General features: G+C 56.4%; 17 protein-coding genes. All 17 read left to right on the top strand.

The features are described 5' to 3' along the window. The first annotated feature begins 207 nt into the window (after window positions 1-207). The 17 genes from ACTU3N_RS17605 (at window position 208) to ACTU3N_RS17525 (ending at window position 25,180) form a co-directional block, all read left to right on the top strand. A complete protein-coding gene (locus ACTU3N_RS17605; RefSeq protein WP_443087422.1) occupies window positions 208-777 on the top strand; it encodes a Csu type fimbrial protein in 570 nt (189 codons plus the stop codon). Window positions 778-868: 91 nt separating this feature from the next. Continuing rightward, window positions 869-1,336 (top strand): Csu type fimbrial protein, encoded by a 468-nt coding sequence (locus tag ACTU3N_RS17600; RefSeq protein ID WP_443087421.1) that lies wholly within the window; start codon window positions 869-871, stop codon window positions 1,334-1,336. Between the two features lie 14 nt (window positions 1,337-1,350). After that, a complete protein-coding gene (locus ACTU3N_RS17595; protein ID WP_443087420.1) occupies window positions 1,351-2,103 on the top strand; it encodes a fimbrial biogenesis chaperone in 753 nt (250 codons plus the stop codon). Further along, window positions 2,079-4,478 carry a fimbria/pilus outer membrane usher protein gene (locus ACTU3N_RS17590; protein ID WP_443087419.1) on the top strand — a complete coding sequence of 800 codons (2,400 nt, stop codon included), beginning with the start codon at window positions 2,079-2,081 and terminating at the stop codon, window positions 4,476-4,478. Before ACTU3N_RS17595 ends, ACTU3N_RS17590 begins: the two co-directional genes overlap by 25 nt. Continuing rightward, a complete protein-coding gene (locus tag ACTU3N_RS17585; protein ID WP_443087418.1) occupies window positions 4,478-5,446 on the top strand; it encodes a Csu type fimbrial protein in 969 nt (322 codons plus the stop codon). The genes ACTU3N_RS17590 and ACTU3N_RS17585 overlap by 1 nt, the downstream gene beginning before the upstream one ends. An 88-nt stretch (window positions 5,447-5,534) precedes the next feature. After that, the gene (tar, locus tag ACTU3N_RS17580; protein ID WP_443087417.1) at window positions 5,535-7,196 is read left to right on the top strand and encodes a methyl-accepting chemotaxis protein II; all 1,662 of its coding nucleotides are present in this window, start codon (window positions 5,535-5,537) and stop codon (window positions 7,194-7,196) included. A gap of 380 nt (window positions 7,197-7,576) precedes the next feature. Further along, a complete protein-coding gene (gene cheR / locus ACTU3N_RS17575) occupies window positions 7,577-8,446 on the top strand; it encodes a protein-glutamate O-methyltransferase CheR (protein WP_443087416.1) in 870 nt (289 codons plus the stop codon). Further along, a complete protein-coding gene (locus ACTU3N_RS17570; protein WP_443087415.1) occupies window positions 8,443-9,492 on the top strand; it encodes a protein-glutamate methylesterase/protein-glutamine glutaminase in 1,050 nt (349 codons plus the stop codon). The genes cheR and ACTU3N_RS17570 overlap by 4 nt, the downstream gene beginning before the upstream one ends. A 16-nt stretch (window positions 9,493-9,508) precedes the next feature. Further along, window positions 9,509-9,898, top strand: coding sequence for a chemotaxis response regulator CheY (gene cheY / locus ACTU3N_RS17565; RefSeq protein ID WP_443087414.1), 390 nt, complete (start codon window positions 9,509-9,511; stop codon window positions 9,896-9,898). A 14-nt stretch (window positions 9,899-9,912) separates the two neighbouring features. Next, a complete protein-coding gene (cheZ, locus tag ACTU3N_RS17560) occupies window positions 9,913-10,557 on the top strand; it encodes a protein phosphatase CheZ (RefSeq protein WP_443087413.1) in 645 nt (214 codons plus the stop codon). Between the two features lie 141 nt (window positions 10,558-10,698). Next, window positions 10,699-11,190, top strand: coding sequence for a hypothetical protein (locus ACTU3N_RS17555; RefSeq protein ID WP_443087412.1), 492 nt, complete (start codon window positions 10,699-10,701; stop codon window positions 11,188-11,190). A gap of 184 nt (window positions 11,191-11,374) precedes the next feature. Next, the gene (flhB, locus tag ACTU3N_RS17550; protein ID WP_443087411.1) at window positions 11,375-12,526 is read left to right on the top strand and encodes a flagellar biosynthesis protein FlhB; all 1,152 of its coding nucleotides are present in this window, start codon (window positions 11,375-11,377) and stop codon (window positions 12,524-12,526) included. Next, window positions 12,519-14,597 carry a flagellar biosynthesis protein FlhA gene (gene flhA / locus ACTU3N_RS17545; protein WP_443087410.1) on the top strand — a complete coding sequence of 693 codons (2,079 nt, stop codon included), beginning with the start codon at window positions 12,519-12,521 and terminating at the stop codon, window positions 14,595-14,597. The genes flhB and flhA overlap by 8 nt, the downstream gene beginning before the upstream one ends. Beyond that, window positions 14,597-15,007 carry a flagellar protein FlhE gene (gene flhE, locus ACTU3N_RS17540; RefSeq protein ID WP_443087409.1) on the top strand — a complete coding sequence of 137 codons (411 nt, stop codon included), beginning with the start codon at window positions 14,597-14,599 and terminating at the stop codon, window positions 15,005-15,007. Before flhA ends, flhE begins: the two co-directional genes overlap by 1 nt. A gap of 288 nt (window positions 15,008-15,295) precedes the next feature. Then, the gene (locus ACTU3N_RS17535; RefSeq protein ID WP_443087408.1) at window positions 15,296-16,873 is read left to right on the top strand and encodes an MFS transporter; all 1,578 of its coding nucleotides are present in this window, start codon (window positions 15,296-15,298) and stop codon (window positions 16,871-16,873) included. 10 nt (window positions 16,874-16,883) lie between these two features. Next, a complete protein-coding gene (gene bglB / locus ACTU3N_RS17530) occupies window positions 16,884-18,023 on the top strand; it encodes a beta-galactosidase BglB (protein ID WP_443087407.1) in 1,140 nt (379 codons plus the stop codon). A 464-nt stretch (window positions 18,024-18,487) separates the two neighbouring features. Then, complete coding sequence (locus ACTU3N_RS17525) at window positions 18,488-25,180, top strand: Ig-like domain-containing protein (protein ID WP_443087406.1); 6,693 nt, start codon at window positions 18,488-18,490, stop codon at window positions 25,178-25,180. The last annotated feature ends 46 nt before the right edge of the window (window positions 25,181-25,226 follow it).

Here is a 25,226-nt window from a genome sequence, read left to right as displayed (position 1 = left end):
TTACATTTACGCGCGAAATAATATTTTAATTTATTGAATTTAATCTGTTTTTATTCCCTCCCGTTCGGCTTGGTTCGCTTTTTGAGCAAGTGGTATAAAAGCCTGCCTTAAACTAGATTTCTGTTATTCCTGTGTTAATTTTTTGTGTTTTTTTCCTGGTGGCTTTTTCAACTCTGAACGGCTGCGTCATCCTCGGGAGCGGATACTATGAACAGAAAACTTCTTTATGTGCTGGCTGGCGGCGTACTGGTGATGTCCGGTCAAAATGCGCTGGCGGTGACCAGTAGCGGTACCATCGGCGCGACACTGACACTGACGAACGGCTGCCTGATAAACGGCTCTCCAAGCCAGAACGGTATCAACTTCGGTACGCTGGATTTTGGTACCCACCCGGCGACCTTTTCCCAGCTCACCACGCAGCTGACCGGGGCGAACGGCGGTAACAGCTTTGGCATCCAGTGTACGACGGCGGACTACACCGTACAGGTGACCGGTAATACCAACTCCACCGCGCCGGGCACGGTTGTCGGCACGCCCGGCACCCCGGCGCGCTATCTGGTGAATGCGGCCAACACCACGCAGGGTGTGGCTTACAGCATCTATAGCGACAGCGGTTTCAGCAATGTTATCGCCAACAACACACCGATTCCGCGCGCTTCCACTACCGGCGGTGTCGATAACTACACCTTATATGGCCGAATTCAGGGTGGCGGCAACAGCGTGAGCGTCGTACCTGGTACCTATACCGATACGATTAACGTGAGCGTGACATACTAACTCTCCCCGCATGAAACATGGCGACATCAGGGCTTCTTCGCACAGAAGCCCGGGCGTCCTGCGCGCAATTTCATGGCTGATTCTGTCAGGGATGATGGCACGACAGGAGGCGATTGCGATAACCACGCAATCTTTCACCGTGGGCGCCACCATTACGCCAGGATGCCTGGTGGCCAGCGGCAACGGGAGCGTGCTCGGCTCGCTCAATTTCGGCACTCGATCCGGGGTGCAGAGCGGCCAGCTTACCACCAGTTTTGTGCAGAGCACGACGCTCGGCTGCACGCCCGGCGTGGCGCTCAGTATGAGTATTAATGGCGGGCAAAACTATTCAACGGTACGCAATATGCAGCGCAGCGGCGCAACCGACCGTGTGCCGTACCGCCTGTACAGCAACAGTTCTCTGGCGGCGAACACGGAAATTGGCGTCAACCAGGCAGTATCCATTACGTATACCGACAGTAACAACATTGTGCTGCCCATATTTGGCGTAGCGCAGCTAACCGGCATGAGTCCGGCAGGAACCTATACAGACCAACTGACCGTGACGCTGTCATGGTAATCAGGGAGATGTTTATGCGAGTGATCCCGGCAGGTTTAGTGTTGGCGGGTGCGCTAACGATGACGATGGGAAACGCGCACGCGGCAGCAACCATTCTGCTCTGGCCTATCGATCCGTGGTTGGGTGTCGATACCAACGCAACAGAGCTGTGGATCCAGAATCAGGGCGAGACACCGACCACCATGCAGGTGCGCATCGTGCGCTGGCAGCAGGAAGACGGACTGGAACGCTATACGCAGCAAAGCGATGTTGTCGCAAGCCCGCCGATAGTGCGTATTGAGAAGGGCAGCAAGCAGCTGATTCGTCTTATCAAACAGGCGCAGATCCCTGCCAACAGCGAGCAGGCGTACCGCATTATTGTTGATGAAATCCCGCAGCCGGACGCCAGTGATAAGCCGCAAATTGGCCTGAAAATCCAGATGCGTTATTCCATTCCGCTGTTTGTTTATGGGCCTGGAATAAAAACGCATCAGCAGGGCGCGCATCATGCGTTTGTCAATCGTGAGGATTTAAGCTGGCGCGTGGTACGTGAAGAGGGGAAACCGGCAATTGAAGTGCGCAATAACGGTGATGTCCACGTCCGGCTGACAAAAGTCTCGGTACAGCAGGGTGCCCAGACGCGGCAAATGGCCGATGGATTATTCGGTTATGTCTTACCCCACAGCGCGCGAAGCTGGCCGCTACCGTCCGGCATCACTCAGCCAACACAACTGAAGGCAACCATCAATGCGCGGGATAGTGAATGGCAGTCGTCCGCGGGCAGATAATCTTTTCCGTCAGCATTCTGATTCTGAGCGGTTCGGCATGGGCGCAGCAAGGAGACGATGGGTTGCCACCTCCGCCTGATGCGCGGGCAATGAATGACCAGGCCGAGTTTCATTTAGGCCTGGTGCTCAACCATTACGACACGCAGCTTGTGGTGCCCGTCACCCGGCGCCAGGATGCGTATTTTGTTAACAGCGCCGATCTGCTGCGTGCGGGCCTGCCGCCGGAGCGCGTGCCGCAGGGCGAGGTCAATATTTCTGCCTGGCCCGATGTGCAAGCCGAATATGACAGCACCGGGCAACGCCTGATGTTGACCGTGCCCAAAGGGTGGATGCCGGAGCGCATCACCGCCTTCAACCGTGGTCTACAGCGCAGTAAGCCTCATTACGGCCACGGCGCGTTGATGAACTACGACGTCTACGCCAGCACCACCGAACATATCGGCGGGCAGGTCTCTTTGTGGCATGAGTTTCGCTATTTCAACGGTAATGGTTCGTTATCCTCCACCGGGGCGACGCGCAACACGCTATCCGGCAATATCCGGCAAAAAGAGGGCTATATCCGCTACGACACCACGCTCTCTTTTACCGACGAAGATAACGCTACTGAATGGAACATCGGTGATGTGATCTCCGATTCCCTGACCTGGAGCAGCAGCGTGCGCATGGGCGGCATCAGCTTTGGCCGGGATTTCTCTTTACGCCCCGATCTGGTGACCTGGCCGCTACCGGCTTTTTCCGGCGAGGCCGCCGTGCCTACTGCCGTGGATGTCTTTATTAATGGTTATCGCGCCGGGAACACGCAGATCCAGCCTGGCCCGTTCACCCTTACCAATATGCCCTATATCAATGGGGCCGGTGATGCGGTGCTGGTGACTACCGATGCGCTGGGGCGCCAGGTAAGCACCACGCTGCCTTTTTATGTCTCAAGTGATCTTCTTCAGGCCGGGTTGAGCGACGGCGCCATTACCCTTGGCGCGCTGCGACGCAATTACGGTGTCGATAACTTTAATTACGGGCCGGTAGTCGGCAGCGGTTCCTACCGCTATGGCCTGACGGATTACTTAACGCTGGAGGCGCACGGCGAGGGGGCAAAATCGCTGGCGCTTGGCGGTGTTGGCGCGGTAGTCAAACTGGGGCGGCTCGGCGTGGTGAACGGCGCCTGGGCACAAAGCCGGATGCTCGGTGATAGCGGCGGCCAGCTCAACTGGGGTTATCAATACAACACCAATATGTTCAGCATCAATACCCAGCAAACTCGCCGCGAGCGTGGCTACGGTAATCTCGCGCTGTATGACCAGCGCTATCACTACACTGGCACGAATAATCAGCAAGAAGCGCAGCCGCCCATCGCCAGTCTCAGCCGCTCAACCGAACAATATTCACTGACCTTTAATATGGGCGATTTCGGCAACGTGGGCGCCGCATGGATTGGCGTGCGCAGTTTCGACGACCAGAAAACCGAGCTTTTGAACCTCTCATGGAGCCGTAATCTGTGGGGCAGCAGCAGTATCTATCTGGCCGCCAGCCGTGACCAGCAGCGCGGCGACTGGAATTTTGCCATGTCGTTACAGGTGCCGCTGGGCGATATGGACAGCGCCGCGCTCAGCATGGAAAAAACGCCGGATGCCGGCAGCAGCCAGCGCATCAACTATAACCATGCGATGCCGACAGACGGCGGCTTTAGCTGGAATATGGCCTATGCCAACCAGACACGCAGTAACAGCTACAAACAAGCTACGCTCGGCTGGCGTAACAATAATGTGGAGTTGCAGGGCGGCGGCTACGGCGAAACAGGGATGATGACCTGGTGGGGCGAGGCGATGGGCTCGCTGGTGTTAATGGACGGGCAGCTGTTTGCGGCTAACCGCATCAATGATGCTTTTGCGGTTGTCAGTACCCAGGGCAATGCCGGTATTCCGGTGAATTATGAAAACCAGCCGGTCGGCGAGACCAACAGCAACGGTTACCTGCTGGTTAGCGGCGTCTCGGCTTACTACCCGGGCAGTTACAGTATCAACACCCTGAACCTGCCCGCCGACACACGGATAAAAGATACCGAGCGGCGTATCGCGCTACGCCGTCACAGCGGTTATCTGGTGGAGTTCCCGATGACGCAGGAACGGGTGGCAAGCGTCATTCTGCACGATGAGCAGGGCGAGGCGATCCCTGTTGGCAGCGAAGTGATGCGGGCAGGAAGCGCACCCGCCATCGTCGGTTATGACGGCATCGCGTGGCTGGAAAGCCTTGCGCAGACGAATGATTTAGATGTGCGTTTGCCGGACGGTACGCGCTGCGAAGCGAGCTTCACCCTTGCCGCCAATCCGCAGCATAAATTACAAACCTACGGGCCGCTTACCTGCCGGAGGAATCCATAATGCGTCGGCTGATACTTCTTCTTTTATTATCATGCTGTTCATTCCACGCCTGGTCTGCCTGCACCATCAGTACCACCAATGGCGCTTTCGGCACCGTCACCTCGTTTGCGGTGAACAGCACAGCACAGACCACCACCGCCAACCTGCTGTTGCGCTGCGACGCGGTGCTCAACCTGTTAACCAATGACTCGGTCACTATGACGCTGACCGGCGCGTCGGCGGTGGCAACCAACCGTGGGGCAATGAAACGCTCGGATAACAGCGCCATCGCCGATCAAATACCGGTGCGCGTCTGCGGGGCGGCAAACTGCGATGCAGCAGGCAGTGAAGTGACCATTGGCGGCGCGGGTTACACCTGGAGCGGCGGCGTGTTGCTGGCATTACTGGGTAGCAAAACCTATACCCTGCCTATCTATTTCCAGACCGTGCCGGGGCAAAATGTCACCGCCGGGCCTTACCAGGTGACGCTCAATTTCAACGTCGCCTACAACATCTGCGCTGCCGGTCTGGTCGGTATTTGCCTGACGCCCCAATCGGGCACCGCGCCCACCAGTTTGCAACTGACGCTAACGGTCACTAATGACTGTTCAACCATCAGCGCGCCGAACGTCAATTTTGGCAGCGCGCCGCTGGCGCGTAACTTCCCGACCGTGTCGCAATCTATTGGCCTGACCTGTACCAAAGGCAGCACCTATACTGTCGGCATTAATAATGGCAGCTACGCCAACGGCAGCGTGCGCAATATGGCCAGCGGCAGCAACCGCCTGAGTTATGAAATCTATAAAGCTGCCAGCAGCAATCGCTGGGGGAGCGTGGGCGCGGAACGCTGGGCCAGCAGCGCCTCTTCGCAGGTCAGTGCGGATGGCCTGCTGCGCACCTATAACTACACGGCGCAAGTGCTTCCCACGCAAGCTACACCGCCGGGCGGCACCTACAGCGACACGTTGGTGGTGGACATTGCGTTCTAAGGAGAAATTTATTTCCCTTTCGCAAATGTAAAGTTCCCTCGCCGGATGCCGATAACACCGTTAAGAAATTAGCAGAAGGTGTTACATCTTGAACCGTATCCGTGTCGTGACGCTCTTAATGAGCGTGCTGGTGGTGTTTGCCCTGTTGCAGCTTGCATCCGGTGGCCTGTTTTTCTCGTCACTTAAGCAAAACCAACAAAGCTTTGCGGTCTCAAATGACCTGCGCATGCAACAAACCGAACTCGGTAAAGCCTGGGAGCTGATGCTGCAAACGCGCATCAACCTCAGCCGCTCGTCCGCGCGTATGCTGCTAAACCCAGGCAATGAGCAAAGCAGCGCCAAAACGGATCTGCTTAACAGCGCCAAAAAATCGCTGGCGGAAGCGGCAAACTATTACGACGCCTTCCATGCGCAACCCTCCTTGCCGGAAATGGCGCAGTCGCGCCAGAACCTTGACGAGAAATATCGCACCTATCACGCGGCGCTCGCCGAGCTGGTTCAGTTCCTTGAGAGCGGCAATATAGATGCCTTTTTAGCGCAGCCGACGCAGGGAATGCAGAACGCGCTGGGTGAAGCGATGACGCAATACGCCGGGCTGAGCGACAAACTCTACCGCGATGCCTGGGAGCAAAGTGTCAGTGATTACACCTTTGCCAAATGGCAGATGGCGGTGCTGGCGCTGCTGCTGGTGATTATCCTCACCGGTGTCTGGTATGGCATCCGCCGCATTCTGCTCTCGCCGTTGTCGGCCATTATCAGCCATATCCGCGAAATCGCCGGGGGCAACCTGATGCATACGCTGAAAATTGGCGGGCGCAGCGAAATGACGGAACTGGCGGAGAGCGTCTCGCATATGCAGGACGCCTTAATCGACACCGTGACCAATGTGCGCCAGGGCTCGGATGCTATCTACGCCGGCACCAGCGAAATCGCTGCCGGCAACAACGATCTCTCCTCGCGTACGGAAGAGCAGGCGTCGGCGCTGGAACAGACCGCTGCCAGCATGGAAGAGCTAACGGCAACGGTGAAACAGAATGCCGACAACGCTCGCCAGGCATCACTGCTGGCGCACAGCGCGTCGGAAACCGCCGAGCGCGGCGGCAAAGTGGTCGATGGTGTGGTGAAAACCATGCACGATATCGCCACCAGTTCGCAGAAAATTGCTGATATTACCAGCGTTATCGACGGAATTGCCTTCCAGACCAATATTCTGGCGCTTAACGCGGCGGTTGAAGCCGCCCGCGCCGGTGAGCAGGGCCGTGGCTTTGCCGTCGTGGCCGGGGAAGTGCGTAACCTCGCCAGTCGCAGCGCGCAGGCCGCAAAAGAGATCAAAGCGCTGATTGAAGACTCTGTCACCCGCGTGGATACCGGCTCGGTGCTGGTAGAGAGCGCCGGGGAGACGATGACGGATATCGTTAATGCGGTCACTCGCGTTAACGACATCATGGGTGAGATTGCTTCGGCGTCGGATGAACAGAGCCGTGGTATCGACCAGGTTGCGCTGGCGGTTTCTGAAATGGACCGCGTCACGCAGCAAAACGCCTCGCTGGTGCAACAATCCGCAGCCGCCGCGGCTGCGCTGGAAGAGCAGGCCAGCCGACTGACGAGGGCGGTATCCGCGTTTCGCCTCGCATCGGTGGCAGGCAAGAGCGTACCCGCCGCACCGGCTGCGCATAAAGGTAACAGCGTGAAAAGATCGGCCAGCGCTAAGCGAGAGGCTGCGTCGGAAGCGAACTGGGAAACATTTTAAAACACATTTGTCAGCATAGCGCCGTTACGCGACAAGCAGATCGCGCGCACCGGACATTGGGTTTTTCGCAATGTGCAGCGGAAACTGCAAGAAAAGGTGGGTCGTAAACGTCTAATGTAGCGAGGAAAATTCCTAAGCACGCGGCCTGTTAAGCAAAAATTGATATTAACCTGAGCGTGATTATTGCGCGGGTTTGCCGGGCTTTATTCAGGCACCAACAGCGTTCGCTCAAGACTCATCGGGCGGCGCTGCGGTGGTCAGACGGGCAAACTCTGGCATACAGGCTGCTCTGTATTAGCGTGATAAGTATGTCGCAATACCCGACGTGGCGCCCTGAAGGGCGGCCACAGTTGCATCATGAACTGAATTGAGAAGGCGCTATGACAACATCACTGCCCAGCGGGCAAACGTCATCAATATTGCAGCAGATGACACAGCGCCTCGCGCTGTCCGACGCGCATTTTCGTCGGATATGTCAATTGATCTACCAGCGTGCGGGGATTGTTCTCGCCGATCATAAACGCGACATGGTGTACAACCGCCTGGTTCGTCGTTTACGCACGCTGGGTTTAGATGATTTTGGGCGCTATCTGAGCATGCTGGAAGCGAACCAGAGCAGCGCCGAGTGGCAAGCGTTTATCAACTCGCTGACCACCAATCTCACCGCCTTTTTCCGCGAAGCGCATCACTTCCCGGTGCTGGCAGAGCATGCGCGCAAGCGCACGGGTGAATATCGCGTATGGAGCGCGGCGGCCTCGACGGGCGAAGAGCCGTATTCGCTGGCTATTACCCTCGCCGATGCCCTGGGCATGGCGCCGGGGCGCTGGAAAGTATTCGCCAGCGATATTGATACCGAAGTGCTGGAAAAAGCGCGCAGCGGCATCTATCGCCAGGATGAGCTAAAAACGCTCTCGCCTGCCCAGATGCAGCGCTACTTTATGCGCGGCACTGGCCCGCACGCCGGGCTGGTACGCGTTCGTCAGGAGCTGGCGAACCATGTCGAATTCACGGCGTTAAACCTGCTCGATAAGCAGTACAACGTACCGGGGCCGTTTGACGCAATTTTTTGCCGTAACGTAATGATTTATTTTGATAAAACGACGCAGCAGGACATTTTGCATCGTTTTGCTCCCTTGCTTAAGCCAGACGGATTACTGTTTGCCGGGCATTCGGAGAACTTTAGCAACCTCGTGCGCGAGTTTACCCTGCGTGGGCAGACCGTTTATGCGCTGAGTAAGGATAAAGCATGAGTAAAATCAGGGTATTGTCTGTTGATGACTCCGCATTGATGCGTCAAATTATGACAGAAGTGATCAACAGCCACAGCGATATGGAAATGGTGGCAACGGCGCCGGACCCGCTGGTGGCACGTGATTTAATCAAGAAATTCAACCCGGATGTACTAACCCTGGACGTGGAAATGCCGCGCATGGACGGGCTGGATTTTCTGGAAAAATTAATGCGCCTGCGCCCGATGCCGGTGGTGATGGTGTCATCACTGACCGGCAAAGGCTCAGAAGTGACGCTGCGCGCGCTGGAACTGGGGGCCATTGATTTCGTCACCAAGCCGCAGATTGGCATTCGTGAAGGCATGCTGGCCTACAGCGAAATGATTGCCGAGAAAGTCCGTACCGCCTCACGCGCGCGTATTGCGGCGCATAAACCGCTCGCAGCCCCCGCGACGCTGAAAGCCGGGCCGCTGCTCAGCTCAGAGAAACTGCTGGTCATTGGTGCGTCAACCGGCGGAACAGAGGCAATTCGGCATGTACTCCAGCCATTGCCGCTCTCAAGCCCTGGTATTCTTATTACCCAGCATATGCCGCCGGGTTTTACCCGTTCGTTTGCCGAGCGCCTGAACAAACTCTGTCAGATAAGCGTGAAAGAAGCAGAAGATGGCGAGCGTGTTTTACCGGGGCATGCGTATATTGCGCCGGGCGATAAACATATGGAGCTGGCGCGTAGCGGGGCAAACTATCAGATCAAAATCCACGACGGGCCGCCGGTGAACCGGCACCGGCCTGCGGTGGATGTACTGTTTCATTCGGTCGCGAAACACGCGGGGCGCAACGCCGTGGGCGTTATTCTCACGGGGATGGGCAACGACGGAGCGGCCGGGATGTTAGCAATGCACCAGGCGGGCGCCTGGACGATTGCGCAAAACGAAGCAAGTTGTGTGGTGTTCGGCATGCCGCGTGAGGCCATCAATATGGGTGGCGTCAGCGAAGTGGTCGATCTTAGCCAGGTAAGCCAGCAGATGCTGGCGAAAATCAGTGCCGGACAGGCAATACGTATTTAACGAGGAGTGAAGTTTTATGGCGGACAAAGAGCTCAAATTTCTGGTAGTGGACGACTTTTCCACGATGCGTCGAATCGTGCGCAACCTGTTAAAAGAGCTGGGGTTTAATAACGTCGAGGAAGCCGAAGATGGCGTTGACGCGCTGAGCAAACTCCAGACCGGTGGTTTTGGCTTTGTGATTTCCGACTGGAACATGCCGAATATGGACGGGCTGGAACTGCTGAAAACCATTCGTGCGGACAGCAATATGAGCGCGCTGCCCGTATTGATGGTGACCGCTGAAGCGAAAAAAGAGAACATCATTGCGGCCGCCCAGGCAGGCGCAAGCGGTTATGTCGTGAAACCTTTCACCGCAGCAATCCTGGAAGAGAAACTCGGCAAGATCTTCGAGAAACTTGGCATGTGATGAGGACGGGATAAATGATTCAGCCTTCAATTAAACCAACGGAAGAACATTCACCCAGCGATATTATTGCCCGCATCGGTAGCCTGACGCGTATGCTGCGCGATAGCCTGCGCGAGCTGGGCCTGGATCAGGCCATTGCCGAAGCTGCAGAAGCTATCCCGGATGCGCGTGACCGCCTGGATTATGTTGTACAGATGACCGCGCAGGCTGCGGAACGCGCGCTCAACAGCGTAGAAGCGTCGCAGCCGCACCAGGATGAGATGGAAAAGGGCGCGAAAGCGTTGAGCAAACGCTGGGATGAGTGGTTTGAAAACCCTATCGAACTGGCGGATGCGCGCGAACTGGTGACCGACACCCGTAAGTATCTCGGTGAAGTGCCGGAGCATACGGGGTTCACCAATGCCCAGTTGCTGGACATTATGATGGCGCAGGACTTCCAGGACCTCACCGGCCAGGTTATCAAGCGCATGATGGATGTGATTCAGGAGATTGAGCGCCAGCTACTGATGGTGCTGCTGGAGAACATGCCGGAGCAGACGGCTCGCCCGAAACGTGAAAACGAAAGCCTGCTCAACGGGCCGCAACTCGACACCACTAAAGCTGGCGTCGTCGCAAGCCAGGATCAGGTTGATGACCTGCTCGATAGCCTCGGTTTCTGATGACGATAACGCGTCGCCTCGCAGGGGGCGACGACGTTTTGCTTAATAGGTGCTGAAAATAATCGTTTCCTGATAGTTAGCGAAAAACTCTTCTGAGAATAATTCCGCTGCATATTCATCTTGTTATCAGGAGATTTTGTCATGAAAATTGAAAGTTCAACCGCGCTCCCTTCTACAACCTCCCCGTACCAGCCCTGGCCCCTCGAACCTGAAATTATCATCAACCCGTCTCTTCTTTCGTCAGTCGATACGGTGCAAAACAGCCCCGTTCGTTTAGAAAACCCCGCGATACCGCTCCAGCCGACTGAGCAATCCACGCACGCGCCCTTTATGCCGTGGCTAACAGATCCGGGCGCAAAACCCCGCGAAACAGATGTTGCACAAGCAGACCCGGAGATTGCAGTGCATAACCCGCCATGCGTCAGCACCGAGCCGGATATTTGCCACGAGCCGCCCGCAACGCGCTCGTCCTGTCGAAAGCGCATCCGGTTACTGGCGAACCTTGCGTTTTTCAGCGCAGGGATTGCCGTGGGCACCTGGGCAAGCTGGCGCTACTCGGGGCACAATGTCTGCAACTGCCCGGCATCGGACGTCGAAGAGTTTGATGTACCGGGCAGCGCGCCGTTGCTGTAACGCGTTAAATCTTAGCGCAGCCAACGAGGGCAGGGCGAAAATCGCCTTTGCCTGAGGTGGGTAACCCGGCATGTTGCGCGGATCTTTGCGTTAAAAACACGGCCTTTTTGCAGCTTACTCTGCCCATTAGTCCCGCTTGACTCTGGCAATATGTTGCTAATCTTGTAATCCCTGGATGTATGCCGTGGCCTCGGAAGATAGCGACGACAAAACAGAAGCCCCCACAGCGCACCGACTTGATAAGGCGCGTGAAGACGGGCAGGTTCCCCGATCGAAAGAACTGACATCGCTGCTGGTGATGCTGGTGGGTATCTGCATCCTGTGGTTTGGCGGCGAAGCGTTTGGCCGCCGTTTATCGATGATGCTCTCCTCCGGGCTGCGCTTTGATCACAACATCATCAATGACCCGAACCTGATCCTTGGGCAGATAATCATGATGTTGAAAAACGCGCTGCTCGGCATGCTTCCTTTACTGACCGGTGTGGTGATTATTGCGCTTATCGCGCCGGTCATGCTGGGCGGTCTGGTGTTCAGCACCAAATCGCTGGAATTCAAATTCTCCAAACTCAATCCGTTAAGTGGTATCAAACGCCTGTTTTCAGCCCAGGTTGGCGCGGAATTGCTCAAGGCATTAATGAAAGCGCTGTTTATGGGCGGCGTGGCGGGGCTGTTCCTCTGGCATCACTGGCCGGAAATGATGATGCTGATGAGCCAGTCGCCGCTAACGGCGATGGCAAACGCGCTCAATCTTGCCGGGTTGTGCGCTCTGCTGGTCGCGCTGAGTATTATCCCGATGGTGGGTTTTGACGTGTTCTGGCAAATCTACAGCCATATCAAAAAACTCCGCATGTCGCGCCAGGATATCCGTGACGAGCACAAACAAAACGAAGGCGATCCGCATGTGAAGGGGCGCATTCGCCAGATGCAGCGCGCCGCCGCGCGCCGCCGCATGATGGCCGATGTGCCGCAGGCTGACGTTATTGTGACCAACCCGACGCACTACGCCGTGGCGCTCAAATATGACGAAAACAAAATGAGCGCGCCGAAAGTGCTGGCAAAAGGCACCGGGCTTGTGGCGCTGCGTATTCGCGAACTCGGCAACGAAAACCGCGTACCTATTCTTGAAGCTCCGCCGCTGGCGCGTGCGTTATATCGCCATGCGGAAATTGGCCAGCAAATTCCCGGCCAGCTCTATGCGGCGGTAGCCGAAGTGCTGGCGTGGGTATGGCAACTTAAGCGCTGGCGACTGGCCGGTGGGCAACGACCTGTTAAACCTGAGAATCTCCCGGTGCCAGCCGCACTGGATTTTATGAACGAGAAGGACGCTGATGGCTAATCTGGTAGCAATGCTGCGACTACCCGCCAATCTGAAATCGACCCAATGGCAGATCCTTGCCGGGCCGGTGCTCATTTTGCTTATTTTGTCGATGATGGTACTGCCGCTGCCGGCATTTGTTCTCGACCTGTTATTTACCTTTAACATCGCCCTGTCAATCATGGTGCTGTTGGTGGCGATGTTTACCCAGAAAACGCTGGAGTTTGCTGCATTTCCCACCATTTTGCTGTTTACCACGCTGCTGCGCCTGGCGCTAAACGTGGCGTCCACGCGTATTATTTTGATGGACGGGCACACCGGCGGGGCGGCGGCGGGACGGGTGGTTGAAGCCTTCGGCCACTTTCTCGTGGGCGGTAACTTCGCCATCGGTATCGTGGTGTTTGTTATCCTCGTCATCATTAACTTTATGGTTATCACCAAAGGTGCCGGGCGTATCGCTGAAGTGGGCGCGCGTTTCGTCCTGGACGGAATGCCGGGTAAGCAGATGGCGATCGATGCGGATCTTAACGCCGGGATCATCGGTGAAGACGAAGCGAAGCGTCGTCGCGCAGAAGTGACCCAGGAAGCAGACTTCTACGGTTCAATGGACGGTGCGAGTAAGTTTGTGCGCGGGGATGCCATCGCCGGTATCCTGATTATGGTGATTAACATCGTTGGCGGCCTTCTGGTCGGGGTTTTACAGCATGGGCTGTCGATGGGTGATGCGGCAGAAAGCTACACACTGTTGACCATCGGTGACGGCCTGGTGGCGCAGATCCCGGCGCTGGTTATCTCGACCGCTGCGGGCGTTATCGTGACCCGTGTTGCGACCGATGAGGACGTGGGTCAGCAGATGGTGGGCCAGCTGTTCTCTAACCCGCGCGTGATGTTGCTCAGCGCCGCGGTGCTTGGTCTGCTTGGCCTGGTGCCCGGTATGCCGAACTTTGTTTTCCTGCTGTTTACCGCAGCATTGCTGGGGCTTGCCTGGTGGATGCGCGGCCAGCAGCAAAAAGAGCCCGCCGAGGCGATGCCGGTCAAAATGCCGGAAAATACCCAGGCCGTTGAAGCGACCTGGAAAGATGTGCAGCTGGAAGATACGCTGGGCATGGAAGTCGGCTATCGGCTGATCCCGATGGTGGATATGCAACAGGACGGCGAATTGCTTGGGCGTATTCGCAGTATTCGTAAAAAATTCGCGCAGGATATTGGTTTCCTGCCGCCGGTGGTACATATCCGCGACAATATGGATTTACCGCCGGCCCGCTATCGCATCCTGATGAAAGGGGTGGAAATTGGCAGCGGCGAGGCCTATCCGGGACGCTGGCTGGCGATAAACCCTGGCACCGCAGCCGGGACGTTACCTGGCGAAGCGACCATCGATCCGGCGTTTGGCCTCGCGGCTATCTGGATTGAGAGCGCGCTCAAAGAGCAGGCGCAAATCCAGGGCTATACGGTGGTCGAAGCCAGTACCGTCGTGGCAACGCACCTTAATCACCTGATTGGTCAATTCTCGGCAGAGCTTTTCGGTCGCCAGGAAGCGCAGCAGCTGCTTGAGCGCGTAACGCAGGAGATGCCGAAGCTGACGGAAGATCTGGTGCCGGGCGTTATCACGCTGACCACGCTGCATAAAGTGCTGCAAAACCTGCTGGAAGAGAAGGTGCCCATCCGCGATATGCGCACCATTCTTGAGACGCTGGCGGAGCATGCGCCGCTGCAGACCGACCCGCATGAACTGACGGCGGTGGTGCGCGTGGCGCTGGGCCGGGCGATTACCCAACAGTGGTTCCCGGGCAACGACGAGGTGCAGGTGATTGGTCTGGATACGCCGCTGGAGCGCTTATTGCTGCAAGCTTTACAGGGCGGCGGCGGTCTGGAGCCAGGCCTTGCCGATCGCTTGCTGGAGCAGACACGCGAAGCGCTGGTGCGCCAGGAGATGGTGGGCGCGCCGCCGGTGCTGCTGGTAAACCATGCCCTGCGCCCGCTGCTGGCGCGCTTCTTACGCCGCAGCCTGCCGCAACTGGTGGTGCTGTCGAATATGGAGATGTCCGATAACCGCAATATCCGTATGACGGCATCTATCGGAGGTAAATAATGCGTTGTCTCGCGTGGCTTCTCGCCATCCCGCTGTTTGCCCACGCTGCCGGAGACGGCGCGTGGCAGGCCAGCAATATCGGCGTCACGCTCAATCACCGTGGCGTCTCGGCGTCATCGCGACCGCTGGCACCTTCGCAGCCGGTAGAAGGGTTGATGACCGTGGTCGCCTGGCGCTATGAGCTGATTGGCCCGACCCCCGCAGGCTTACTGGTGCGCCTGTGCTCGCAAACCCGCTGCGTCGCGCTTGACGGGCAGAGCGGCACCACGCGCGGCTTCAACGATGTCCCGGCGCTGGAACCGCTGCGTTTCGTCTGGGAAGTGCCGGGTGGCGGTCGCTTAATGCCTGCGTTGCAAGTGCTGAGCAATCAAGTCATTGTTAATTATCGCAGGCCGAAAACCCTGCCGTAACTCCCCGTGTAGTTTGCTGCTTTTTAAGACAAAAATCCCGCTGCATGGCGGGATTTTGACGTCTGGCTCCCACTTTTTGACCCTGCCTTTTGATGCAAAAGAAACGCTGTTTTATAAATCAGTGAAGCGCGTATCGGCACTCTTTGCATTTTTGCCAGTTGTGCCGTGTTGCTGGCAGAAACAAAAAGGTTTCCCGCCGCACATCCTCTTACTTTAGCCGTGTAAGCATTTCCTTTGGCTACGCCGGACACTGCCAGAGGTCCCCAATAATGAATAGGGTTGACGGCAATGAATACAAGAAAACCAGGACTGTTGAATTACCTCGCCTACGGTTCAGGCGATTTTCTGGGGGCGGGCACCACCGCGTTAACCGCAGCATGGTTGCTCTATTTTTATACGACTTTCTGTGGCCTGACGCCTATCGAAGCAACATTTATCTTTGCGGCTGCAAGGGTACTGGACGCTGTCGTCAGTCCGCTGATGGGCTTTTTAACCGATAACTTTGGCTCGACCTGGCTTGGCAAACGCTTTGGTCGGCGTAAATTCTTTATTCTGTTAGGTATTCCCTGCGTATTCAGCTACTCAATGATGTGGGTAGGGGATATGAGTTTCTGGTACTACCTGCTGACTTATCTGCTGTTTGATGTGGTCTACACCATGATTCTGGTGCCGTATGAAACGCTGGTGCCGGAAATGACGGACGACTTTAAACAGAAAACCAAATTCTCCGGCGCGCGTATCTCAATGGCGCAGATGTCGGCCATTCTCGCGTCGTTCTTACCTGGCGTGCTGCTGACCCATTTTGGTAAAGACAACCCGGTCTCCTTTTTCTACGCAAGCCTGGTGTTTTCCGTGCTGTGCGCGCTGATGCTGACCTTTGTCTGGTTCTTTACCTGGGAGCGCCCGCGTGAAGAGTGGACGGAAGCGGCGCTGCGTGCTGAAGCAGAAAAGAAAAACCTGACGCTCGGCCAAAGCCTGCGTCGCTTGTTTGTTGAGTTAAGCTCCACGCTACGCATTAAAATTTTCCGCCAGCACCTCGGTATGTATCTGGGCGGCTATATCGCACAAGACGTGTTCAATGCGGTGTTCACCTACTATGTGGTGTTTGTGCTGATGCAGGAAGCGTCCGTTGCCTCCAACCTGATGGGCACCATGGCTATCTTCCAGTTTATCGCGGTCATCGCCATGATCCCGCTCTGTATCCGCTTCGGGCCTGCGCCTTCCTACCGCATGGTGGTGGTGTTGTTTGGGCTGAGCGCCATGTCCTATTCCGTGCTCTATTACGCAGGGCTAAGCGATGTCTACTCGCTGCTGCTGCTGATTTCCGCCATTGCCGGTCTGGGCCGGGGAGGGATCAACTATGTACCGTGGAATACCTACACCTATATTGCGGATGTTGACGAAGTTATCACTGGTCAGCGCCGCGAAGGGATTTTCGCCGGGATCATGACCCTGACCCGCAAAGCGTCTCAGGCCGGGGCGGTGATGCTGGTAGGTATCGTGATGCAGGCCTCCGGTTTTGTGTCTGGTCAGAAAACCCAGCTACCGGAAGTCAGCCATACCATTTTGATGATCATGTGCTTTGGCACAGTGGCCGTGCTGCTCTGCGGTTTCCTCGTCTCCCTGCGCTTTAAGCTGAATCTCAAAACGCACAGCGTGCTGCGCGAAGAGACGGAAAAAATGCGCCGCAGCGGGCGTGTGATGCCCGAGAGTATTACGCCGCAGGCGCGCGAAACCGTGGAGATGCTGGCAGGGTTGCCGTACGAATCCCTGTGGGGCAATAACAACATCGGCTACCTGAACCGTAACAAACCCGCTGCGCCTTCGCTGAAAAAAGAGGCGTCGCTGAATTCGACTTACAACTGAGGTATCGACTATGAAGGTTTGGCCTGTCAAACACAGCCCGTTATTGTGCCAGCCGGAGCGTTTTATCGCCCGGGATGAACTGAAAGCGCTTATCCGCAAGGTCACGCAAAATCTGGTGAATATTCAGGATACAACCGGCGAGTTTCTTCTGCGACTCGACGATGGGCGCGTGATTGATACCAAAGGCTGGGCGGGCTGGGAATGGACGCACGGTGTCGGGCTTTATGGCATGTATCAGTACTATCGCCAGACCGGAGACGACACCGTCCGCGACGTGATTGATAGCTGGTTTACCGAGCGCTTTGCGCAAGGGGCCACCACCAAAAACGTTAACACGATGGCGCCTTTCCTGACGCTGGCGTACCGCTATGAAGAGACCGGTAATCCCACGTATCTGCCCTGGCTTGAGAGCTGGGCAGAATGGGCGATGTACCAGATGCCGCGCACGGAACACGGTGGCATGCAGCACATTACGCTGGCGGAAGAGAACCACCAGCAGATGTGGGACGACACGCTGATGATGACCGTGCTGCCGCTGGCGAAAATCGGTAAGTTGCTTAATCGCCCGGCGTATGTGGAAGAGGCTACCTATCAGTTTCTGCTGCATGTGCAGAACCTGATAGACAGAGAAACGGGGCTGTGGTTCCACGGCTGGAGCTACGAAGGCAACCATAACTTTGCCCACGCCCGCTGGGCACGCGGCAACAGCTGGCTGACTATCGTTATCCCGGACTTTCTTGAGCTGATGGACTGGCCGGAAAACAACGCGGTGCGGCGCTACCTGTTGCAGGTGCTGAACGCACAAATCGCGGCGCTGGCGGCCTGCCAGGACAAGAGCGGCCTGTGGCATACCCTGCTCGACGACCCGGACTCTTACCTTGAGGCTTCGGCAACGGCCGGGTTTGCCTATGGCATCCTCAAAGCGGTTCGCAAGCGTTATGTCAGCGCAGAGTACACGGCAGTAGCGGAAAAAGCGGTGCAGGCGATTGTGCGTAACATTTCTCCGCAAGGGGAGTTACTGCAAGTCTCATTCGGTACAGGTATGGGGAGCAACCTGGAGTTTTACCGCCAGATCCCGCTGACCTCTATGCCATATGGCCAGGCGATGGCAATGCTGTGCCTGACGGAATATCTGCGTAATTACTTCTGAGTTGGTAAGGGGAATGCCTGCATTCCCCTTACCTATCATAAAATCGCTGTTTAATTTGTTCGCAATTCGCTTATTTCAATGATTAAAAATACCGTCACTTTTAGCATTAATTTTTTTAATTGCCGGGTGTGCAGTTGATTAATTCTATTAATAAAATCCATTGGTTTATTTTTTATATCACTGTTTATTATGTCATTAATTAAATAAATGAGTTCGGTGATTTTATTAAGCTATTAATACACTGAATAGCTCTTCATATTATCCCCCTCTGTCCCGATATAATTGTCATGGGCATCACTTCTGCTCTGGGCCACCGGCTCTACTCTTTTAAATAACAAACCTCCGGGCAAACGTTATTTTTGTGCTCCCTCAGCGAATATGGCTGAGGGCGCTATTTTCTAGCCTTCTGGAAAAATCATAATGTGCCAGTGTTTTAGCGTAACGCATATTGCCGGTGAGGACGTATGACTCACCGACAACATGCTCACACCTCTTTTTTCAAAAAAAGTATTGCCAGTCTGGTGATATTTTCTCAGGCGGCGTTTCCGTCAGCCATTGCCTTTACGCCACTTATCGCGCATGCGAATACGCGCGCCAGCGCGCTTTCAAATAACGCTGAACAACTCCCGCAACGAACAACGACTTATACACTCTCAGCGGGAGAGACCACGGCGTCGGTCAGCAAAAAATTTAACCTCGCCATCGCCGCACTGCGCGCGTTAAATCAGTTTCGTACCTTCGCGCGCGGCTTTGATAACCTGCAGCCAGGCGATGAAATCGACGTCCCACTGGCGCCGTTAGCACCCGCGTCGGGTAAAAAGCAGTCTACAGAACAGGAAAACCCGGAAAAAACCTTCGCTGGCGTCGCTTCACGGGTTGGGGCATTCTTTGCTGACCATCCTGACAGCGATACGATGGCCTCTATGGCGGGCAGCTATCTTTCCGGCGCGGTCAATGATCAAATTAAAAAATGGCTGGCGCGCGGCGGCACGGCACGGGTGCAGCTCGATTTCAACAAAACGAGCGGTGTAAAAAACTCTCAGTTCGACCTGCTGCTTCCGCTGACAGAACAGAAAGACAGCTTATTTTTCACCCAACAGAGCCTGCACCGCACGGACGATCGCACACAATATAATGCCGGACTTGGCTATCGCGCGTTTCAGGAAAGCTGGATGCTCGGCGGTAATCTGTTTATCGATTACGACCTCTCCAGAGGCCATATGCGCCTGGGAACCGGCCTTGAATACTGGCGCGATTACCTGAAGTTTGGCGCCAATAATTACCTGCGCCTGACCAACTGGCAGAATTCCCCCGATCTAGAAGATTATGAAGAGCGCCCGGCTAATGGCTGGGATATCCGCGCTCAGGGATGGCTGCCTGCATGGCCGCAGCTCGGTGCGGAAGTGGTTTATGAGCAATATTACGGCAAACAAGTCGCGCTTTTTGGTATGGAAAACCGCCAGAACAACCCGCGCGCCATTACCATTAGCGCGAATTATACCCCGTTCCCGTTACTGACACTCTCTGCCGGGCACCGCCAGGGGCAGGGAGGGCACAGCGACGCGCAGTTCGGTCTGCGTGTTAATTATCAGCCAGGCGTGTCGTGGCAAAAACAGACAGATCCTTCAGCCGTAAGCCAGATGCGCAAGCTTTCCGGCAACCGCTATGATTTGGTGGCGCGCAATAACAATATTGTGCTGGATTACCGCAAGAAAGCGCTGATCCGTTTGCAGCTGGCGGCGCTTGTCGCGGGTTACGCCGGGCAGGAAAAATCCCTCGGCGTTGCCGTAAACAGTAAATATGGGCTGGAACGGATTATCTGGTCGGCCGGGGCGCTTGTCGCCGCAGGCGGAAAAATTACACAGCAAGGCGAGAGCGATTTCAGCGTTGTGCTGCCGGAGTATCACTCCGCACCGGGCGGGGTAAACAGCTATACCGTGAGCGCTGTCGCCGTGGATAAAAAAGGTAACCGCTCAGAGCAGGCTCAGACTCAGGTCACCGTCACCCAGGCGGCGATCAGCACCAGTATGAGCGCGCTCACCCCGGCCAAAAGCGTGCTGCCCGCAGACGGTAAAACCCAGCTGCAACTGCTGCTTAAAGTGAACGATCGCGAAGGCAAACCGGTTGATATTAACGCAGACGAAATCAGCGTTGAAAAAGGTGCCAGACTGCGCGGCACGCTGACGTCAACGCTGAGCACGTTCAGTCGCCAGGCTGCCGGTGAATATCTTGCCACCCTGACCGCCGGCAACAAACCGGAGTCGCTGATCATTACGCCGCAAGCCCGTAACAGCCGCTTTGCCTCCGCCAGCGTCACGCTGACGGCAGATGGCCGCAGCGCGCAAATCGCCAGCGGCGAGCTGGTGGTGGTGAAAAATAACGCGCAGGCCGACGGCAAAGAGAGCAACAGCGTGAAAGCGACGGTGCGCGATGCCACCGGCAACCTGCTCCGTGACCAGACGGTCAGCTTCAAAGCCGATAACGGCGCATTGATCGCCGCAGAAGGGAAAACCGGCAGCGATGGCAGCGTGACGGTCAGCCTCACCAACACCACTTCCGGCAAGACTACCGTGACGGCAAGTATCAACGGCAGCAGCCAGCGTCAGGTGGTGAACTTTGTTGGCGATCGTTCCAGCGCGCAGATAATGAACGGCGACCTGGTCGCTGAGCGCGATAACGCGAAAGCGGATAGCCATGACACCAACCGGGTGAAGGCAACTGTGAAAGATGCAAACGGCAACGTTCTCTCCGCCATGCAGGTCAATTTTAGCGCGGATAACGGCGCGGTTATCGCACCCGCCGGAACCACGGATGCCAAAGGCGAAGTCATCATGACCCTGACCAGCGTCAAAGCCGGGCAGAGTACCGTGACGGCATCGATAAATGGCAGCCGCCAGCATCTGAAGGTTAACTTTGTCGCCGACAACAGCACGGCGCAGATTATCAGCGGTGCGCTGGTGGTGGTGCAGGACCACGCAAAAGCGGACGGTAGCGCAACGGATAGCGTCAAAGCAACGGTCACCGATGCAAACGGCAACCGGGTTCCGGGCCAGGTGGTGAGCTTTAGTGCCGATAATGGCGCAACCATTGTCGCGCAAGGCACCACGGATGATAAAGGTGAAACAACGGTCACGCTAACCAGCACCAAAGCCGGGCAGATCACCGTGACCGCCAGCATCAATGGCAGCAGCCAGCGCCAGGCGGTGAATTTTGTCGCCGATAACAGCACCTCGCAGATTGCCAGCGGCGACCTGGTGGTGGTGAAAGATAATGCGAAAGCCAGCGGTAGCGACACCAACAGCGTGAAGGCCACGGTCACGGATGCGCATGGCAACGTGCTGGCGGGACAGCAGGTGAGCTTCAGCGCCGATAACGGCGCGGTCATTGCAGCAAGCGGCACCACCGATGCTTCCGGTGAAGTAACCATGATGCTGACCAGCACCAAAGCCGGGCAGAGTAACGTGACCGCCAGCATCAATGGCAGCAGCCAGCGCCAGACAGTGACCTTTATCGCCGACAGCGCCACGGCGCAAATTATTGGCGGAAACCTGAAGGTGGTGACGGATAACGCCAAAGCGGACGGCCGCGCGACCAACCGCGTCAAAGCGACGGTCACGGATGCGCACGGTAACCTTGTGCCGGGTATTGAGGTGAGCTTCACGGCGGATAATGGCGCAACCATTGCCGCCAAAGGCACCACGGATGCTCAGGGTGACGTGACGGTGAGCCTGACAAGTATCCAGGCCGGCCAAAGCCGTGTGACCGCCAGCATCAATGGCAGCAGTCAGCGCCAGAACGTGACCTTTATCCCGGACAACAGCACCGCACAGATAGTGAGCGGCAACCTGACCGTGGTAAGAGATAACGCCAAAGCAAACAGTGTGGATATCAACAGCGTGCAGGCCACGGTGACCGATGCGTTCGGTAACATTATTCCAGGCATGACGGTTAACTTTAGCGCAGACAATGGCGCAACCATCGCCAGCAGCGCCACCACTGACGCACAGGGTGAGGCAAGCGTGTCGCTGACCAGCACCAAAGCCGGGCAGAGCACGGTGACGGCAAGCATCAACGGCAGCAGCCAGCGCCAGAACGTCACCTTCGTTGCGGATAACAATACCGCGCAGGTCGCTATCGGCGCGCTGGTGGTCGTCACGGATAACGCGCTGGCCAATGGCAAAGCCACCAACAGCGTGAAAGTGACGGTGACGGACGCCTATAGCAACGCCGTGGCGGGTGAGACGGTAAGCTTCAAAGCGGACAATGGCGCAACCATCGCCGCCAGCGGCACGACCGATTCCCTGGGCGAGGTGGTGATGACGCTGACCAGCACCAAAGCCGGGCAGAGCAAGGTGAGCGTTACCGTCAATGGCGGCACGCGCAGCCAGACGGTGAGCTTTATGGCAGATAACTCGACCGCACAAATTGCCAGCGGCGATTTGCAAGTGGTGAACGACAACGCCAAAGCGGATGGTCAGGCGACCAACGGCGTGAAAGCGACAGTCACCGATGCCTTCGGTAATATTCTGGCCGGGCAGACTGTGAGCTTCTCCGCCGACAATGGCGCAACCATTACCGCAGGCGGTAAAACTGACGCAAACGGGGAAATCACTGCCACGCTGACCAGCATCAAAGCCGGGCAGAGCACGGTGCAGGCAACGGTTAATGGTCAAAGCCAGAGCAAAGCGCTCACCTTTATTGCCGACAGCAGCACCGCACAGCTTCTTAACGGTAGCCTGGTTATCGTTGCGGACAACGCGCTGGCTAACGGCAGCGCCACGAACAGCGTGAAAGCCAGCGTGGTGGATGCTAACGGTAACGCAGTACCTGCGCTTGCCGTCGCCTTTAGTGCGGACAATGGCGCGACCATCGCCGCCAGCGGCACCACCGATGCTCGCGGTGAAGTAACGATGCAGCTTACCAGCACCAAAGCCGGGCAGAGCAAGGTCGTGGCGAAGGTGAACAGCAGCAGTCAGAGCCAGACGCTGAGCTTTGTGGCCGATAATTCCACGGCGCAAATCATCAGCAGTAACCTGGTGGTCATTGCTGACAACGCGCTGGCGAACGGCAGTGCGACCAACAGTGTCAAAGCGACGGTGACCGATGCCTATGGCAACATCCTCGCCGGGCAGACGGTGAGCTTCAGCGCCGATAACAGCGCGAAGATTACCGCCAGCGGCACCACGGATGCCAAAGGGGAGGTGACAGCGACCCTGACCAGCACCAAAGCCGGGCAGAGCACGGTGAAAGCAACGGTTAATGGTCAGAGCCAGAGCAAAGCGCTCACCTTTGTTGCCGATAACTCCACAGCGCAAATCGTCAGCGGTAACCTGGTGGTGGTTGCTGACAATGCGCTGGCTAACGGCAGTGCGACTAACAGCGTCAAAGCGACGGTGACCGATGCGTTCGGCAACCTTGTCGCCGGGCAGATGGTGAGCTTCCGCGCGGATAACGGTGCGACCATCGCTACCAGTGCCACCACAGATGGCAAAGGTGAAATCACTGTTTCTCTGACCAGCACCAAAGCCGGGCAGAGCAGCGTGGTGGCAACGGTGAACAGCAGCAGCCAGAGCCAGGCGGTGACCTTCGTGGCAGACAGTTCAACCGCGCAAATTGTCAGCGGCAGCCTGGTGGTGGTGAACGATAACGCGCTGGCGAACGGCAGCGCCACCAACAGCGTGAAAGCGACGGTGGAGGATGCGTACAACAACCGCGTCGCCGGGCTGGCGGTGAGTTTCAGCGCAGACAACAGCGCGAAAATTGCCGGGAGCGCCACCACCGATGCTAACGGTGAAGTGACGACCACGATCACCAGCACCAAAGCCGGGCAGAGCAGCGTAGTGGCGACGGTCAACAGCAGCAGCCAGAGCAAAGCGGTGACCTTTATCGCCGATAGCAGCACTGCGCAGATCCTGAGCGGTAATCTGCTGGTGGTGGATAACAACGCCAAAGCCGACGGCAGCGAGACCAACAGCGTCAAAGCAACCGTCACCGATGCGTTTGGTAATCTCCTCTCCGGTCAGACGGTGAACTTTAGCGCCGACAATGGTGCCAGCATCACCGGCAGCGGCAAAACCGGCAGCGATGGCAGCGTGACCGTCACCATGACCAGTAATACGCAGGGGCAGAGCACGGTCACGGCGAGCGTAAACGGCAGCAGCCAGAACGTGAGTGTGTATTTCGTGCCAACGGTTATTCGTACCACGGTGACCAAGCTTACAGACCAGGAAGTGTCGGATGGGACGCAGGCGAACACCTTCAGGGTGAAACTGACCGACGGTATCAATACGCCGGTGGTTGGCTTCACCCCGGCAATTGCCCTGGCATCCGGCGAGCCGGTGACCTTTGGCAAAATCGCGCCAACGGACAGCAATGGTGAGCTGACGGTGAGCGTGAAGGCGGACTCGCACGGCGACAGGACGATAGACGTGGGTATTCCGGGCAGGCCTGGCAGTGAAGAGGAGGTCACTATGACCTTCCTGAACCCGCCGTACACCCTGACCTGGGCTAATGTGGGGGTGGATTTTTCGATTCCTTTCGAGTGGAACTTCTCTGCGACTACCACTGACTGGAAAACGTCATTGCGTGTCAGCAAAGTCAAGACGCAGTATAACGGCAGCGGCGCGGCGACTTGCCCGGTTTCCTCAGAGAAGCCCGGCACAACGGTTCCCGCACCCACGAAGAACATTCGGTTGACCAGGCTGGAAATGATGTTTTACGCCAATTTTGGTAATGGTGCAGGCGTCGATGAGAGGTTTAACATGACACCCGTTAATGGTTCTTCGGATGAGCTATACGCTGGATACTCAATGTACAGTCGTATACCGCTTGAACTATTTCTTCAGAATAATCAGGTAAACAGTGGGTATGCGCAGTCAGTGATTGAACTGGCGCTGGAAGATGGGACTAAAGTTAATGCGGACCCCCATTATCTGGCGAATTTCAAAATTAATAATCGTGTATTAACGGAAGCGGTAGAAGGTTCAACGGGATTCGGTGCCCCCAAATTTGATAATTCAAAAGGTGATTACATCCTTAATATTATACCTTTAAAAGAGGATAGCCGTTTTACCGTAAATGCAACGTTTGACGGTAGCGCAACGCTCCCGACAATGTCCGTAAGCTTTGCCAAAGGCGAAACCGGGCCGTGTTACTAAGTGCGTTTTAACCGGCAATAAAAAAGGGCCGCGACGTTTACCGTTG

The organism is Vagococcus sp. WN89Y, assembly GCF_052220145.1.
In the GTDB taxonomy this organism is placed as follows: Bacteria; Pseudomonadota; Gammaproteobacteria; order Enterobacterales; family Enterobacteriaceae; genus Kosakonia.
This window is presented reverse-complemented; position numbering and strand designations above follow the sequence as displayed.

Bases quoted from the DNA above. Each gene is read 5' to 3' on its own strand.
- ACTU3N_RS17605 (WP_443087422.1), top strand. From the start codon at position 208: ATGAACAGAAAACTTCTTTATGTGCTGGCTGGCGGCGTACTGGTGATG.
- ACTU3N_RS17600 (WP_443087421.1), top strand. From the start codon at position 869: ATGATGGCACGACAGGAGGCGATTGCGATAACCACGCAATCTTTCACC.
- ACTU3N_RS17595 (WP_443087420.1), top strand. From the start codon at position 1,351: ATGCGAGTGATCCCGGCAGGTTTAGTGTTGGCGGGTGCGCTAACGATG.
- ACTU3N_RS17590 (WP_443087419.1), top strand. From the start codon at position 2,079: ATGGCAGTCGTCCGCGGGCAGATAATCTTTTCCGTCAGCATTCTGATT.
- ACTU3N_RS17585 (WP_443087418.1), top strand. From the start codon at position 4,478: ATGCGTCGGCTGATACTTCTTCTTTTATTATCATGCTGTTCATTCCAC.
- cheR (WP_443087416.1), top strand. From the start codon at position 7,577: ATGACAACATCACTGCCCAGCGGGCAAACGTCATCAATATTGCAGCAG.
- ACTU3N_RS17570 (WP_443087415.1), top strand. From the start codon at position 8,443: ATGAGTAAAATCAGGGTATTGTCTGTTGATGACTCCGCATTGATGCGT.
- cheY (WP_443087414.1), top strand. From the start codon at position 9,509: ATGGCGGACAAAGAGCTCAAATTTCTGGTAGTGGACGACTTTTCCACG.
- cheZ (WP_443087413.1), top strand. From the start codon at position 9,913: ATGATTCAGCCTTCAATTAAACCAACGGAAGAACATTCACCCAGCGAT.
- ACTU3N_RS17555 (WP_443087412.1), top strand. From the start codon at position 10,699: ATGAAAATTGAAAGTTCAACCGCGCTCCCTTCTACAACCTCCCCGTAC.
- flhA (WP_443087410.1), top strand. From the start codon at position 12,519: ATGGCTAATCTGGTAGCAATGCTGCGACTACCCGCCAATCTGAAATCG.
- flhE (WP_443087409.1), top strand. From the start codon at position 14,597: ATGCGTTGTCTCGCGTGGCTTCTCGCCATCCCGCTGTTTGCCCACGCT.
- ACTU3N_RS17535 (WP_443087408.1), top strand. From the start codon at position 15,296: ATGAATACAAGAAAACCAGGACTGTTGAATTACCTCGCCTACGGTTCA.
- bglB (WP_443087407.1), top strand. From the start codon at position 16,884: ATGAAGGTTTGGCCTGTCAAACACAGCCCGTTATTGTGCCAGCCGGAG.
- ACTU3N_RS17525 (WP_443087406.1), top strand. From the start codon at position 18,488: ATGACTCACCGACAACATGCTCACACCTCTTTTTTCAAAAAAAGTATT.